Origin of the sequence: Microbispora rosea (genome assembly GCF_900156315.1) — a bacterium.
GTDB lineage: Bacteria > Actinomycetota > Actinomycetes > Streptosporangiales > Streptosporangiaceae > Microbispora > Microbispora rosea.
Window position 1 is genome coordinate 31,668 of record NZ_FTNI01000017.1, and the last position, 13,067, is coordinate 44,734.

Consider the following 13,067-nt stretch of genomic DNA (forward strand, 5'->3'; position numbering starts at 1 on the left):
ATATCGAGGTCGCGCCCGTCCCCTCGCCAGCAGCGACACGGCAAAGCTCCCTTTACCCGCGCTACCCGAGGCCCCTGCAGGTCAGCGCATCAGCGCGACCTCGCCGCCCGCCGCCGCCTCGGCGGCGGCCGGGTCGGCCGCGACCTTGCGGCTGCGCCTGCTGCGCCGTTCCAGCCAGTTGGCGAGGTAGCCCAGCGCCAGGTTGATCGCGATGTAGACCGCCGCGATGACGATGACCGAGGGGATCAGGTTGGCGTAGTTGGCCGGCACCACGCGGGCGCCCGCGTTCAGCAGGTCGGCGTACGCCACGACGAACCCGAGCGCGGTGTCCTTGAGCAGCACCACGAGCTGGCTGACGATCGCGGGCATCATCGCGGTCACCGCCTGCGGCAGCAGGATCAGCCGCATCACCTGGTTCTTGCGCAGGCCGATCGCGGATCCCGCCTCGGCCTGGCCGCGCGGCACGGCGAGGATGCCGGCGCGCACGATCTCCGCGAGGACCGACCCGTTGTAGACCGTGAGGCCGAAGACCACGGCCGCGAACTCGGTCACGACCAGCCCGGCCAGGCTCCCGCCGTACTGGGCGAAGAAGATCAGCATGAGCACCGGGACCGCGCGGAAGGCCTCGACGACCACCGCGGCCGGGATCCGCACCCAGCGGTGGTCCGACAGGCGGGCGATGCCGAAGACGGCCCCGAACAGCAGCGCGAGCACCGCGGCGACCGCGGCGGCGACCAGCGTGTTGAGCAGCCCGGGCAGGATCAGCTCGGTCCAGGTGTCGGCCCGCAGGAACGGCTGCCACAGCTTGCCGTCCCACTGGCCCTTCTCGTCGAACTTCGTCCAGACGAAGTACGCCACCAGCAGCAGCACGACGCCGAACGCGAGGGTCAGCGCGTTGTTGCGCAGGCGGGCGCCCGGGCCCGGGACGTCGTAGAGGACGGAGGCGCCGCGCTCGGTCATCGGACCACCGCCAGGCGCCGGGCCAGCCGGCCGGACAGCAGGTTCAGGGGAAGGGTCAGCACGACGAACCCGGCGGCGAAGCCGAGGAAGATGGGAATGATCGCGTCTCCGTGGGCGTCGAACAGGTTCTTCATCCGCAGCGCCGCCTCCATGACGCCGATCGCGGCCGCGACCGTCGTGTTCTTGACCAGCGCGTTCAGCAGGCTCCCGAGCGGCGCGATGACCGTGCGCACCGCCTGGGGAAGGATCACCAGGCGGAGCGTCTGCAGGAACGTCAGCCCGATCGCCCGGGCCGCCTCGGCCTGCCCGAGCGGCACGGTGTTGATCCCGGACCTCACGACCTCGCACACGAAGGCGGAGGTGTAGGCGGACAACCCGATGATCGACAGCCAGAAGCTGTTGAGCGACAGGTCGTCCCGGGAGAACTGGACGCTCATCACCGTGCCCAGGCCGAGACCGCAGAACACGATGATCAGTGTGAGGGGCGTGTTGCGGAGCACGTTGACGTACACCGCGCCCGCCCCTCGCAGCACCGGCAGCGGACTGACGCGCATGGCCGCCAGCACGATCCCCCAGATCAGCGAGATCACCCCGCTGACCACCGTGAGCTTCACCGTCAGCCAGAACGCGCCGAGGATGACGGGAAGCTCGTCGACGACGGCCTCCATCGCCGGCCTCCTCTCAGTGCCGCTTCCGCGCCGTCCTAGTACCGCTCGACGGACGGCGGCGTGGTGAAGTACTTGCCGAACTCGCCGAGGTTGGCGTCGAGGGCCTTGCGCCAGCTGCCGTCGTTGAAGAACTTCTCGATGGCGTTGTTGATCGCGTCACGGCCGGCCTTGTCGTCCATCTTGATGCCGATGCCGTACTTCTCCTCGCTGAAAGGCTGGCCGATCAGCTTGAACTTGCCGGGGAACTGGGCGGCGAACCCCGCGAGGATCGTCGCGTCCGTGGAGATCGCGTCGACCTGCTTGTTCTCCAGCAGCGGCAGGCACGCGCCGTACCCCTGCTGCTGGGTGAGGTTCTTGGACTCCCACTCGGGCCCGAACTTGTCGGCGAGGCGCTTCGGCGACGACGAGCCCTGCGCGCCGCAGACCTTCTTGTCCTTGAGGGAGTCGACCCCGGTGATCGAGGTGTCGTCGGTGCGGACGAGGATGTCCTGCCCGGTGATCAGGTAGGGCCCGGCGAAGGAGATTTTCTTCTTGCGCTCGTCGGTGATGGAGTAGGTCGCCACGACCATGTCCACCTGGCCCTGCTGGATGAACGGCTCACGGTTGGCCGACTGGGCCTCCTTGAACGTGATCCCGCTCTCCGGCACGCCGAGTTCCTTGGCGACGTACCTCGCCACGTCGACGTCGAACCCGCCGTAGCTGCCGTCGGGCTTCTTCAGCCCCCAGCCCGGCTGGTCGATCTTGACGCCGATCACGAGCTTCTTGTCGTTCTTGGCCTTGTCGACGATCGAGTCCGCACCGGAGTTGCCGCAGGCAGTCAGGCCGGTGGCCAGGGCGGCCAGCGCGAGCAGGCCGGCTCCGAATCGCATCCGCGTCACCTTTCGCTTCTTGTGGAGCTTCGTTGTGAGCTGGGATCAGTGAGTGAGGATCTTGGAGAGGAAGTCGCGGGCGCGCTCGGTGCTCGGCTGGGTGAAGAACTCCGAGGGCGACCCCTCCTCGACGACCTGTCCGTCGGCCATGAAGACGATGCGGTTGGCCGCCCGGCGGGCGAAGCCCATCTCGTGGGTGACGACCACCATCGTCATGCCGTCCCTGGCCAGGCCGGTCATCACGTCGAGCACCTCCTGGACCATCTCGGGGTCGAGGGCCGAGGTGGGCTCGTCGAAAAGGATCATTTTGGGGTCCATGGCCAGCGCGCGGGCGATGGCGGCGCGCTGCTGCTGGCCGCCGGACAACTGGGCGGGATACTTCCCCGCCTGCGTGGCGATGCCGACCCGTTCGAGCAGTTCCATGCCCCGCTGCTCGGCCTGCTGCCGGGAGACCTTCCGCACCCTGGTCGGGCCGAGCGTGACGTTCTCCAGGATCGTCTTGTGCGAGAAGAGGTTGAAGGACTGGAACACCATCCCGACCTCGGACCGCAGACGGGCCAGAGCACGGCCCTCCGCGGGCAGCTCCCGCCCGTCGAAGACGATGGTCCCGGTGTCGATCGTCTCCAGCCGGTTGATCACCCGGCACAGCGTGGACTTGCCGCTGCCGGAGGGGCCGATGACGACGACCACCTCGCCCCGGCCCACGCTCAGGTCGATGTCCCTGAGCACGTGCAGGGGACCGAAATGCTTGTTGACTCCCTCCAGCCTGACAAGCGGGTCGGAACCACTGATCTCCGTCATGGTCAACAACGTAGGGGGGTCAATGCTGCCGAGTCACTAACGGGCCGGTACCGAATAGATCACATCCCGGCTGCTCAGGACATCACTCCCGGTTTGTCCGCACGGCCCGCCCCATGCGGCCCGGGACGCGGTCCCGGTTGGCTCCTGCCGACCTCTCACGTGTAGGAGCACGATGCTGAAAAATCCGGATCTGTTTCGGAAGACCGTCGCGGCGGCGGCCATGCTGGCGTGGCCGGTCCTGCTCGGCCTGGCCTTCCTGACCTCGCCGCCGGGCACCGAGCACGATCCCGCGGTGTTCCGCGCCGGCCCGGTGCAGGTGCAGGCCAGCGCGCTGCTGTTCCTGTGGGCGACCGCCTGCCTGGTGCCGGTGATCCTCGGGCTCGCCCACCTCCTCCGCGCCCGGGCGCCGCGCACCGGCAACATCGGGGCGGCCGTCGCCCTGACCGGCGCGGTCACCGCCACCAGCCTGTTCATGACCGACTTCTACGACCTGGCGCTGGCGCTCACCCTTCCGGACGCCCAGGCGGCCCGGGTGACCGAGGTGGCCGGCGCGCTCGGCGGCTTCGTGTACGGCATCCTCCTGCCGGGCTTCCTCCTCCACGTGGGCCTGCTGGTGCTCCTGGCGGGCCTGGCGGCGGTGCGGCGGGCGCCGTGGTGGGTCCCGGTGGCGGCGCTCGCGGGGACCTGCGGGCCGTTCCTCACGATGGGGCAGCCGCCGGCGGTGCAGGCCATCGGGTCGCTGTTCCACCTCGCGGCGTTCGGCACGGTCGCGCTGAAGGTCCTGCGGATGCCCGTGGACGACTGGCGGGCCGCCTGAGCGTCCGCGGCTCGTCCGTCCGTCCGCTGATGGGCCCGACTCCCTTTATGGGCCCGACTCCCTGACCCGCATGATCGCCTCGGCCCGATCGGCCACGCGCAGCTTCGTGAAGATGCTGGACACGTGGTTGCGCACGGTCTTCTGGCTCAGCCCGAGGCGGGCCGCGATCTGGACGTTCGTCAGATGGCCGGCGACCAGGCCCAGGATCTCGTGTTCCCGCGGGGTGAGCTCGGGAAAGCTCGGCTCCGGCTTCCGGCCGAGATCGGAGAAGTAGCCCATCAGCCGCCCGGCGAGGGCGGGGCCGAAGATCGCCTCGCCCTCGGCCACGGCCCGGATCGCCCGCACGAGATCGGCCCGCCGCGCGCCCTTGAGCACGTATCCGCGCGCCCCCGCCCGCAGTGCCGCGAAGACCGCGTCGTCGTCGTCCGCCATGCTGAGCACCAGGACCCGCACGTGCGGGTTGTCCCTCGTGATGAGCTCGGTCGCGGCCACCCCGCCCATGCCGGGCATGGCGAGGTCCATCAGCACGACGTCGGGCTGCACGCGGGGGAGGAGGGCGAGGGCCTGCTCGCCGCTTGCCGCCTCGTCGGCGACCTCCATCTCCTCCACCGGCCGCAGGAGTGCGCGCAGCCCCGCCCGGAAGGCCGCGTGGTCGTCAACCAGCAGCACGCGGATCGGCTCCATCGCCCGCCTCCCGTCTCGTGTCCGGCGTTGTGTCCGGCGTTGTGTCCGGGGCTGTGCCCCGCATTGCGTCCGGGGCTGTGTCCGGGGCTGTGTCCTGCGCTGTGTCCTGCGCTGTGGTCCGCGCCGGGAGGCGGGCCAGCACTCGCGTCCCGCCACCGGGGCGCGGGCCGATCATGCAGGTGCCGCCGAGCTCGGCCGCCCGCTCGCGCATCGACGCCGTGCCGACCCCGCTCCCGCCGCCGTCCGCGTGCGGCTCGCCGTCCGCGTGCGGCCGGCCGCCCTCGTCGGCGACCTCCACTTCGAGCGCACCCGCGTGAGCCCCGCCGGTCATGCCGAGCCGGACGCGCACCCGCCCTGCCCCGGCGTGGCGGCGCGCGTTCGCCAGCGCCTCGGCCGCTATCCGGTACGCCGCCACCTCGACGGCCGCGGGCAGCGCCGGGAGTGATCCGTCGATCACGACGTCGATCTCGACGCCGGGCAGCCGGGCCGCGTGCGACCTGATCGCCCCGGCCAGGCCCAGCGTGTCGAGCGCCGGTGGCCGCAGCCCCTCCACCAGCGTCCGTACGTCGGCCATCGCCGTGCGGGCGTCCGTCATGATCTCCTCGAGCATCTCCAGAGCGTCCGGGTCCCGCCCCATGTCCTGCAGCATGTCCTGCACCGCCTCCGCCCGCATGGTCAGCGCGGCCAGCGTCGGCCCGAGGCCGTCGTGCAGGTCGCGCCGCAGCCGCCGCCGCTCCTCCTCGCGGGCCGTCACCAGCCGTTCACGCGAGCGCTGCAGGTCCGCCGACAGCCGCACCGCGTGCACGGCGATGCCCGTCTGCCGGGCGAGGTCGGCGAGGACCCGGCGGTCTCTCGCGCCGAGCCCGGTCTCGCCCGGGCGCGGAGACAGGACCAGGTCGCCCACCGGCTCGCCCCGGTGCACGAGCGGCAGCCGCAGGGCGCCGGGAAAGGCCACGCCGTACGCGTGGGTCGGCCCTCCGGCTACCTCGACCGCGACGTGCGGCAGGCGCAGCGCCTCCGCCACCGACCGCGCCGCCGCGGCCAGCACCGCACCCGGCTCCGCCGCCTCCTCCAACCGCCGGCCCAGCAGGGCCAGCGCCGCGTACGGATCGTCGCGCCTGCCGTACATGACCAGGTTGACGGCGCGTTGCAGCCGCTCGCGCAGCGGCGCGAAGACGAGGGCCACCACCCCGGCGGCGGCCACCGACACCGGCAACCCGTCCGCCGCGCGGAACACGGCGCCGAGATAGGTGACCACGAGCACGTAACCGCCGAACACGCACGCCGACAGCAGCACGTAGACGAGCGTGCGGTTGATGACGAGGTCGATGTCGAACAGGCCGTGCCGCAGCACCGCCACCGCGGCGGCGGCCGGAAGCAGGCAGGCCGCGAATGTGCCCATAACCTCCCAGAACGGGCTGGTGATGGGCCAGATGGAGCGCGGGTCGCCGTCCGACAACCCCGCGGCCACCCGTCCGGCCACGATCAGCCCGGCGAGGCCCGCGGCGTACCCGAGCCACTTGAGCTGGACCCGTTCGTCGGCGTCGCCGCGCCCGGCCCGGCGTACGAGCCCGGCCGCGCCCGTCACGAACAGGGCGCCCATGAGCCCGGTCGTCAGCGGCTCGACGAACGGGGAGACGACGGCGAGCGCGGGCACCCCGAGGGGGTTGGGCAGCGGTGTGCCCCACCCGAGCTGGTGGCTGGGGCCGGGCAGCAGGGCGCTCAGCGCGGTCGTCACGGCGGCGACCGCGGCGAGCGCCCACAGGGCCGCCCGCCATCCGGGCGAGGCCGGACGCCCCGACGGGAAGAACGCGGGCACCGCGGCGACCGACAGGTTGGCGGGGACCCACAGCCACGTCTGCGGCCAGGACATCGGCGTCGCGAACGGCAGCCCGGCCAGGGCATAGTGCCCGGTCGCGTCCAGCAGCGCGAAGCACAGGCCGCAGATCGCCATCAGCCACCCGACGGCGTTGCCTGGGCGTTCCGCGGTGATCAGGCCGCCGACCAGCGCGCAGACGGCGACGAACAGGAGGTGGCTCTGGGAAAACAGCCCGGCGCCGTTGTCGTGTCCGAACACCAGGGCCGCGACGACCAGGAGCAGGCTGAGCATGCAGACCGCCCACGCCGTACGCCGCACTGCCCGCCTCCTTCGCGCCTCGGGCGCGACCGCCGAGTCGGGCTCAGGCTAGCGACCGATATGCCCAGACGAACAGGACGATGTCCCAGGACGTCCGGGTCGTCGCGGCGCCGGGACCTACCTGTCCGGCGGACCGCGTCGCCGGCCGCGTCATCGTCGGAGTCCGCGGTCCCGGGGAGCGGCTCACGGTGAGACGGGGTAACTGAAAAAGCCGGCGTGCCCGGTGCCGCGCTCGCTTCGGCCGGAGGTCTGCGGCGCTTCACGGACGGGGAGGCGCAGGACGAACCGCGCTCCCCGTTCGCTGTCCTGGATGGTCAAGGTGCCCTGGTGTGCCTCTGCGATCTCCCGTGCGATCGCCAGCCCCAACCCGGTCCCTCCCGAGTCCCGGTCGCGTGAGGCCTCTAGCCGGGTGAAGCGGTCGAAGACCCGTTCCCGATGCTCCGGAGCGATGCCGGCGCCGTCGTCGAGGACCTCCAGCGTCGCCGTCGGCCCGTCGGCCCGCACGCTTACGGTGATCCGTGAGCTGGCGTGCCGTTCGGCGTTGTCGAGCAGATTCACCAGCAGCCGGGTGATCCGCAGGCGGTCGCAGTCGACGAACACGTTCTGCCGGAGATTGCGCACGATCTCCATCCGGTAGGCGTGGCGGTCGAGCTCCTCGCCGACCAACCGGCCGAGGTCGGTCGCGCTGAGGTCGAGTGGGGCGCGGGCGTCCAGCCTGGCCAGGGTCAGCAGGTCGGTCACGATCGCCTGGAGCCGGTCCACTCCGGCGAGCACCGCCCCGGTCATCTTCGGCCAGTCGGTGTCGTGCGGATGCATGAGGGCGTCCTCGAGCTGAGCCCGCATGGCGGTGAGGGGGTTGCGCAGGTCGTGGGAGGCGTCCGAGGTGAACTGCCGCAGTCGCTTGTACGCGCCTTCGAGCCGGTCCAGGGTGTCGTTCACCGTCCCGGCCAGGAGCTTGATCTCTTCCTGGTTGTTGCACGCCACGGGTACCCGGCGGTGCAGATGACTGGCGGTGATCTCCGCCAGCTCCGTGCGGATGGCGTCCACCGCGGTCATATCCCTTTTGACCACATGGAAGGTCCCGGCCGCCGTCATCGCGGTCGCGAGCAGGGACATGCCGATCGCGAAGGACAGCGCCGCCGTGTTCCCATACCAGGGGACCGTGGGCGCCGCCACGTAAAGGATCCACGGCCCGTCCGGCTGATAGACCTTGTACGAGAAGACGGTCTTGCAGCCCGTCAGCCCGGCCGGAGGGCACAGCACCCGTTCGGCGTGCACGCTCGTGCTGGTCGCGCGGAAGGTGGCCATCGGGGGCTTGTGGGCGAGTTGCGGCGTGGACGCGACGACCTGCTGCCGCGTGTCAAGGACCTGGATCGCGATGTCCTGGCCCGCCGGCAGGATGGAAGGGAGGTATCCCTCCCTGATGAGGGGCACCGTCCGGTCCCACGCCCCGGTGGCCCGAGCCCGGGCCGTGTCGGCGTCCTTGCTGCCCACGACGACGAGGAAGAGCAGGCTGACCCCGGTGCACACCAGTGCGGCCACAGCGGAGTAACCAATCGTCCTGCGGACGAGAACGGATGATCGGTTCCAGTTCGACATCTGTTCAGGCCAATCGGTGGAGGGAGTGTGGTCCGGTGCCTTCACCAGGCCACCACATAGATATGAATGGTTCAATAAAACGAAACTTTCACTTTTCACAAGCCTGGGTAATGTCAGATGCGAGCCCTGGTCATGACACCGGCTCCACGCCCACGAGCCGGTCCGCGTCCGGCAGGGTCCGGCAGGGTCCAGGGGTGTCGCGACGCCGCCCGTCGTCGCCGCCCGGTCGCCGCCGAGTGTGCTGCTCCGGTACGGGCGGGGGCGGGGAAGCGCCTACCCTTGTAGTGCGATGACTGCGACCACACACACTGCGACGACCCAGGGCGCCGAAGGCGCGGCCCGGACCTACGAGGTGCGGACCTACGGGTGCCAGATGAACGTGCACGACTCGGAGCGGCTGTCCGGGCTGCTGGAGGACGCCGGATACGTCCGCGCGGCCGAAGGGGACACGCCGGACGTCGTCGTGTTCAACACCTGCGCCGTCCGCGAGAACGCCGACAACCGGCTCTACGGCAACCTGGGCCACCTGAGGCCGATCAAGATGGCCCGCAAGGGCATGCAGATCGCGGTCGGCGGGTGCCTGGCGCAGAAGGACCAGGGCGAGATCGTCCGCAAGGCCCCCTGGGTGGACGTGGTCTTCGGCACCCACAACATCGGGTCGCTGCCGGTGCTCCTGGAGCGGGCCCGGATCGCCGAAGAGGCCCAGGTCGAGATCAAGGAGTCCCTGGAGACCTTCCCCTCCACGCTGCCGAGCCGCCGCGAGTCGGCCTACGCGGCCTGGGTGGCGATCTCGGTCGGGTGCAACAACACCTGCACGTTCTGCATCGTGCCGTCGCTGCGCGGCAAGGAGAAGGACCGGCGTCCCGGCGACATCCTCGGCGAGGTGCGCACCCTGGTCGACCAGGGTGTCCTGGAGATCACCCTGCTGGGCCAGAACGTCAACACCTACGGCGTGGAGTTCGGCGACCGGCTGGCGTTCGGCAAGCTGCTGCGGGCCTGCGGAGACGTCGAGGGCCTGGAGCGGGTCCGCTTCACCTCGCCCCACCCGGCCGCCTTCACCGACGACGTGATCGCCGCCATGGCCGAGACGCCGAACGTGATGCACCAGCTGCACATGCCGCTGCAGTCCGGTTCCGACCGCGTCCTCAAGGCGATGCGCCGGTCGTACCGGTCCGAGCGCTACCTCGGGATCATCGAGCGGGTCCGGGCCGCGATGCCGGACGCCGCGATCTCGACCGACATCATCGTGGGCTTCCCCGGCGAGACCGAGGAGGACTTCCAGCAGACCCTCGACGTCGTGCGGCAGTCGCGCTTCGCCAACGCGTTCACGTTCCAGTACTCCATCCGCCCCGGCACCCCGGCGGCGACCATGGAGGACCAGGTGCCCAAGGCCGTCGTCCAGGAGCGGTACGAGCGCCTGGTCGCCCTCCAGGAGGAGATCTCCTGGGAGGAGAACAAGAAGCAGGTCGGCCGCACCCTGGAGGTGCTGGTCGCCGAGGGCGAGGGCCGCAAGGACGACGCCACCCGCCGCCTGTCCGGCCGCGCGGCCGACAACCGTCTCGTCCACGTCGCCGCCGCCGATGCCCGCCCGGGTGACATGGTGACGGTCGAGGTGACCTACGCGGCGCCGCACCACCTGGTGGCCGACAAGGTCCTGTCCGTACGGCGGACCCGCGCGGGCGACGCGTGGCAGGCGCGGCAGGCCGCCCCGCAGCGGGGCAGCGCGGTCAACCTGGGGATGCCCGCCATCGGCCGTCCCGCTCCTATGCCCGCCGAGCCGTCCGCCTGCTCGGCCGTCTGACGCGCCGAGCCCGGCGACGGCCGGGTCGTTGGCCGGGTCACTGGCCGAGGGCGCGCAGGACCTCGTAGCAGTAGGCGCGCTGCAGGTCGTCGTCGAACCGCAGGCAGGGGTCCTGCATCTGGGTGGGACCCGCGGCGTCCGCCCCGCCACGAGGCACGGCCGTGCCGGACGCTCCCGTGCCCTTGGTGTTTTCGGCGGCCGTGGTCTCGGCCGCCGCGGCGTCGGCGGTTCGCGGCCGCTGGGCCTCCCCGGTCCCGATGCGGCCCGCCGCACCGGTGGAGTCGCTTCCGCCGCTCCTCGACGACGAGACCGCCGAGGGCGGCCGGGACCGGGAGGAGGGGGCCGCCGTCCGGTCAGGGCGCCGGGACGACCGCGACGCTTCGATCTCGTGATCGGGCGGCGGTGCACCGTGTCGAGTCGCCCGCTGCTCTTGCACCGGTTGCTTTCTCGCCGGTTGTCCCTTTTCTAAGCCGTTTCCCGGATTGTTTTCCGCGCCGTCACGCGTGGCCGCTTCTTCCGTCTCCTCACCGCGCTCGGGCACGCGTTCCGGCTCCGTTTCCGGCCGCTCGGACGCGGGTTCCCGCGAAGCGGTCGCCGACGGGAAGAAGGGACCGGCGGAGGGAAATCCGGGCGCCGGGCGTGCGGATGTGGCGGCAGTGCTCATGCCGGCGGCCACCGATCGGGCGGCGGAGGGCGCCGGGTCCCGCGCAGGCAGGACGGCCAGGACGACGCCGAGCCCGGCTACGGCGGTTACGCCGATCACGCCCGTCAGGGCGAGGACGGGATGACCGTCGCGCCGGTGCCGTGGGGCAGGGGAGAAATCCGGCATGATCGTGTTCTTCCATGCGGCGGTCGGTTGTTTCCGATTTCTCAGTGTGCCCGCCGGATGCGAATTCCAGCGGCGGTTCCGCCGATTTCCGGGGGCTCCAAATACGCCGCCCGGTCATTATCGCAAGGAATGTCCTGAATATTGGTGAGTCGAGCCATTCCTGGCGGAAGGCCGCGCGTGACGGCGTCCCCGTCCGGGGCGCGGCGGGGGCCCTACCGCCGGCCACGTCTTAGCATCGCCGTGTGTCCGTTCGTGAACTGGTCGTCCTCGGCACCTCGAGCGCGGTGCCCACCCGTCACCGCAACCACAACGGCTACCTGCTCCGCTGGGACGGCGAGGGATTCCTGTTCGACCCGGGGGAGGGCACCCAGCGGCAGATGCTGCACGCCGGGGTGAGCGCGCACGACGTCACCTGGATCTGCGTCACGCACTTCCACGGCGACCACTGCCTCGGAGTGCCCGGCGTGGTCCAGCGGATCGCCAGGGACAAGGTGGACCACGAGGTGCGGGCGGCCTACCCCGCGAGCGGCGAGACGTACTGGCGCAGGCTGCGCAACGCGTCGGCCTTCGCCGACACCGACGTGATCGCGCCGCGCCCGGTCTCCGGCGAGGTGGCCGAGTGGCCGTCGGGACCCGTGACGCTGACCGCACGGCCGCTGTCGCACCCCGTCGAGTCGTACGGCTACCGCGTGGACGAGCCGGGCGGGCGCCGCATGCTGCCCGGGGAACTGGCCAGACGGGGCGTGCGCGGGCCGATGATCGGTGAGCTCCAGCGGCACGGCTCGCTGACCATGCCGGACGGGTCGACGGTCACGCTGGAGCAGTGCAGCGCCCCCAAGCCGGGACAGAGCGCGGCCTTCGTGATGGACACCCGGATGTGCGACGGGGCGTTCGCCCTGGCCGAGGGCGTCGACCTGCTGGTGATCGAGTCGACGTTCCTGTCGGCCGAGAGCGCGATGGCCGCGCAGTACGGGCACCTGACGGCGGCGCAGGCGGGCCGTATCGCCGCGGACTGCGGGGTGCGGCGGCTGGTGCTCACCCACTTCTCCGAGCGGTACGCGACGGCGGACGAGCCGCGCTTCGTCGACGAGGTGCGCACGTCCTACGCCGGGGACGTCGTGACGGCGCGCGACCTCATGCGCGTCCCCGTGCCGAAGCGCGCGGACTACCAGGCCCAGCGGGCGGCGAAGTAGCCCACGCCGTACGGCGCGTCGTCGTACAGCAGCTCGGACGCGGCGGGCGGGGGCGCTTCCCGCGCCGCGCCGCCGAGGACCTGGAGGGCCGCGCGGCCCGCCGCCCACAGCTCCCGCGCCTCGTCCGGGTCGAGGCCCAGCAGACGACCGGCGTCGCCCGAGGCGAGCGCGCCGGCGAGCATCTCGTCGTACGGCACGGCGCCGGGATGGATGTAACCCGGCGCCTTCTCGGTGCGCCTGGCCGAGCCGTCGCCCAGGACCAGCAGCGCCACCCGTCCCGCCGAGTCCGCCAGGCGGCGGCCCAGCGCGGCGCACTCGGCCGGCGAGGCGTCGAACCCGACCGCCTCGAACCGCAGCGCGGGCAGGTCGCCTCCGGAGGCGTGCGCCCGCTCCAGCAGCCAGTGACCGATCGTGAGCGACAGGGGCAGGACGGGATCCCCCGGGCCGACCCGGACGTCGGGGCCCCACGGGCGCAGCGTCCCCGCGGCGTTCCCGGGGAAGGACGCGGCGGCGTCCGCGCCGCCGACCACGGCCAGCACGTCGGCGCGGGCGTCCAGAAGCGAGCCGACCGCCGCGGCGCAGGCGGCGCGCAGATCGTCGAGTTCGGGTGCGGCGGCCCCGGCGACCTGCGGGACGAGCAGCGGAGGATGCGGGCAGACGGCAGCGGCGACCAGCACCCGATCACCCTACCCCGCCCGGGCGCGCGCAG

At 71.7% G+C, this 13,067-nt stretch carries 12 protein-coding genes; 4 read left to right on the plus strand and 8 right to left on the minus strand.

Features of this window, described 5'->3' with window-relative positions:
• Positions 1-81 precede the first annotated feature (81 nt).
• Genes BXA11_RS22975 through BXA11_RS22990 form a run of 4 tightly spaced genes read right to left on the minus strand, consistent with a single transcriptional unit; the run spans position 82 to position 3,298 of the window.
• Positions 82-960, minus strand: coding sequence for an amino acid ABC transporter permease (locus tag BXA11_RS22975; RefSeq protein ID WP_076437712.1), 879 nt, complete (start codon positions 958-960; stop codon positions 82-84).
• Positions 957-1,628, minus strand: a complete 672-nt coding sequence (locus tag BXA11_RS22980; RefSeq protein WP_076437714.1) for an amino acid ABC transporter permease — start codon at positions 1,626-1,628, stop codon at positions 957-959. Before BXA11_RS22980 ends, BXA11_RS22975 begins: the two co-directional genes overlap by 4 nt.
• Positions 1,629-1,663: 35 nt before the next feature.
• Positions 1,664-2,497, minus strand: a complete 834-nt coding sequence (locus BXA11_RS22985; protein WP_030506465.1) for a glutamate ABC transporter substrate-binding protein — start codon at positions 2,495-2,497, stop codon at positions 1,664-1,666.
• 45 nt (positions 2,498-2,542) lie between these two features.
• Entirely contained in the window at positions 2,543-3,298 is a 756-nt protein-coding gene (locus tag BXA11_RS22990) for an amino acid ABC transporter ATP-binding protein (RefSeq protein WP_076437717.1), read from the minus strand.
• Positions 3,299-3,470: 172 nt separating this feature from the next.
• Here BXA11_RS22990 and BXA11_RS22995 point away from each other — a divergent pair, with 172 nt between their 5' ends.
• On the plus strand, positions 3,471-4,115 hold the full coding sequence (locus tag BXA11_RS22995; protein ID WP_076437720.1) for a hypothetical protein: 645 nt from the start codon (positions 3,471-3,473) through the stop codon (positions 4,113-4,115).
• 45 nt (positions 4,116-4,160) lie between these two features.
• Here BXA11_RS22995 and BXA11_RS23000 read toward each other — a convergent pair whose 3' ends face one another.
• From BXA11_RS23000 to BXA11_RS23010, 3 genes are all read right to left on the minus strand, one after another.
• A complete protein-coding gene (locus BXA11_RS23000; protein ID WP_076437723.1) occupies positions 4,161-4,799 on the minus strand; it encodes a response regulator transcription factor in 639 nt (212 codons plus the stop codon).
• Positions 4,771-6,936, minus strand: coding sequence for a sensor histidine kinase (locus BXA11_RS23005; protein ID WP_143734462.1), 2,166 nt, complete (start codon positions 6,934-6,936; stop codon positions 4,771-4,773). Before BXA11_RS23005 ends, BXA11_RS23000 begins: the two co-directional genes overlap by 29 nt.
• Positions 6,937-7,119: 183 nt before the next feature.
• The gene (locus BXA11_RS23010) at positions 7,120-8,478 is read right to left on the minus strand and encodes a sensor histidine kinase (protein WP_239104947.1); all 1,359 of its coding nucleotides are present in this window, start codon (positions 8,476-8,478) and stop codon (positions 7,120-7,122) included.
• 409 nt (positions 8,479-8,887) lie between these two features.
• Here BXA11_RS23010 and miaB point away from each other — a divergent pair, with 409 nt between their 5' ends.
• From miaB to BXA11_RS23025, 3 genes are all read left to right on the plus strand, one after another.
• Positions 8,888-10,336, plus strand: coding sequence for a tRNA (N6-isopentenyl adenosine(37)-C2)-methylthiotransferase MiaB (gene miaB, locus BXA11_RS23015; RefSeq protein ID WP_373320555.1), 1,449 nt, complete (start codon positions 8,888-8,890; stop codon positions 10,334-10,336).
• A gap of 176 nt (positions 10,337-10,512) precedes the next feature.
• Entirely contained in the window at positions 10,513-10,728 is a 216-nt protein-coding gene (locus BXA11_RS23020; RefSeq protein WP_143734463.1) for a hypothetical protein, read from the plus strand.
• A 679-nt stretch (positions 10,729-11,407) separates the two neighbouring features.
• Entirely contained in the window at positions 11,408-12,358 is a 951-nt protein-coding gene (locus BXA11_RS23025; protein WP_076437736.1) for a ribonuclease Z, read from the plus strand.
• Here the strand turns inward: BXA11_RS23025 and BXA11_RS23030 are convergent.
• A complete protein-coding gene (locus BXA11_RS23030; protein WP_076437738.1) occupies positions 12,331-13,035 on the minus strand; it encodes a class III extradiol ring-cleavage dioxygenase family protein in 705 nt (234 codons plus the stop codon). The two genes, BXA11_RS23025 and BXA11_RS23030, sit on opposite strands and share 28 nt — an antisense overlap.
• Positions 13,036-13,067: the final 32 nt, after the last annotated feature.

Coding starts and splice junctions, on each gene's coding strand:
- BXA11_RS22975 (WP_076437712.1), bottom strand. CDS start 960: ATGACCGAGCGCGGCGCCTCCGTCCTCTACGACGTCCCGGGCCCGGGC.
- BXA11_RS22980 (WP_076437714.1), bottom strand. CDS start 1,628: ATGGAGGCCGTCGTCGACGAGCTTCCCGTCATCCTCGGCGCGTTCTGG.
- BXA11_RS22985 (WP_030506465.1), bottom strand. CDS start 2,497: ATGCGATTCGGAGCCGGCCTGCTCGCGCTGGCCGCCCTGGCCACCGGC.
- BXA11_RS22990 (WP_076437717.1), bottom strand. CDS start 3,298: ATGACGGAGATCAGTGGTTCCGACCCGCTTGTCAGGCTGGAGGGAGTC.
- BXA11_RS22995 (WP_076437720.1), top strand. CDS start 3,471: ATGCTGAAAAATCCGGATCTGTTTCGGAAGACCGTCGCGGCGGCGGCC.
- BXA11_RS23000 (WP_076437723.1), bottom strand. CDS start 4,799: ATGGAGCCGATCCGCGTGCTGCTGGTTGACGACCACGCGGCCTTCCGG.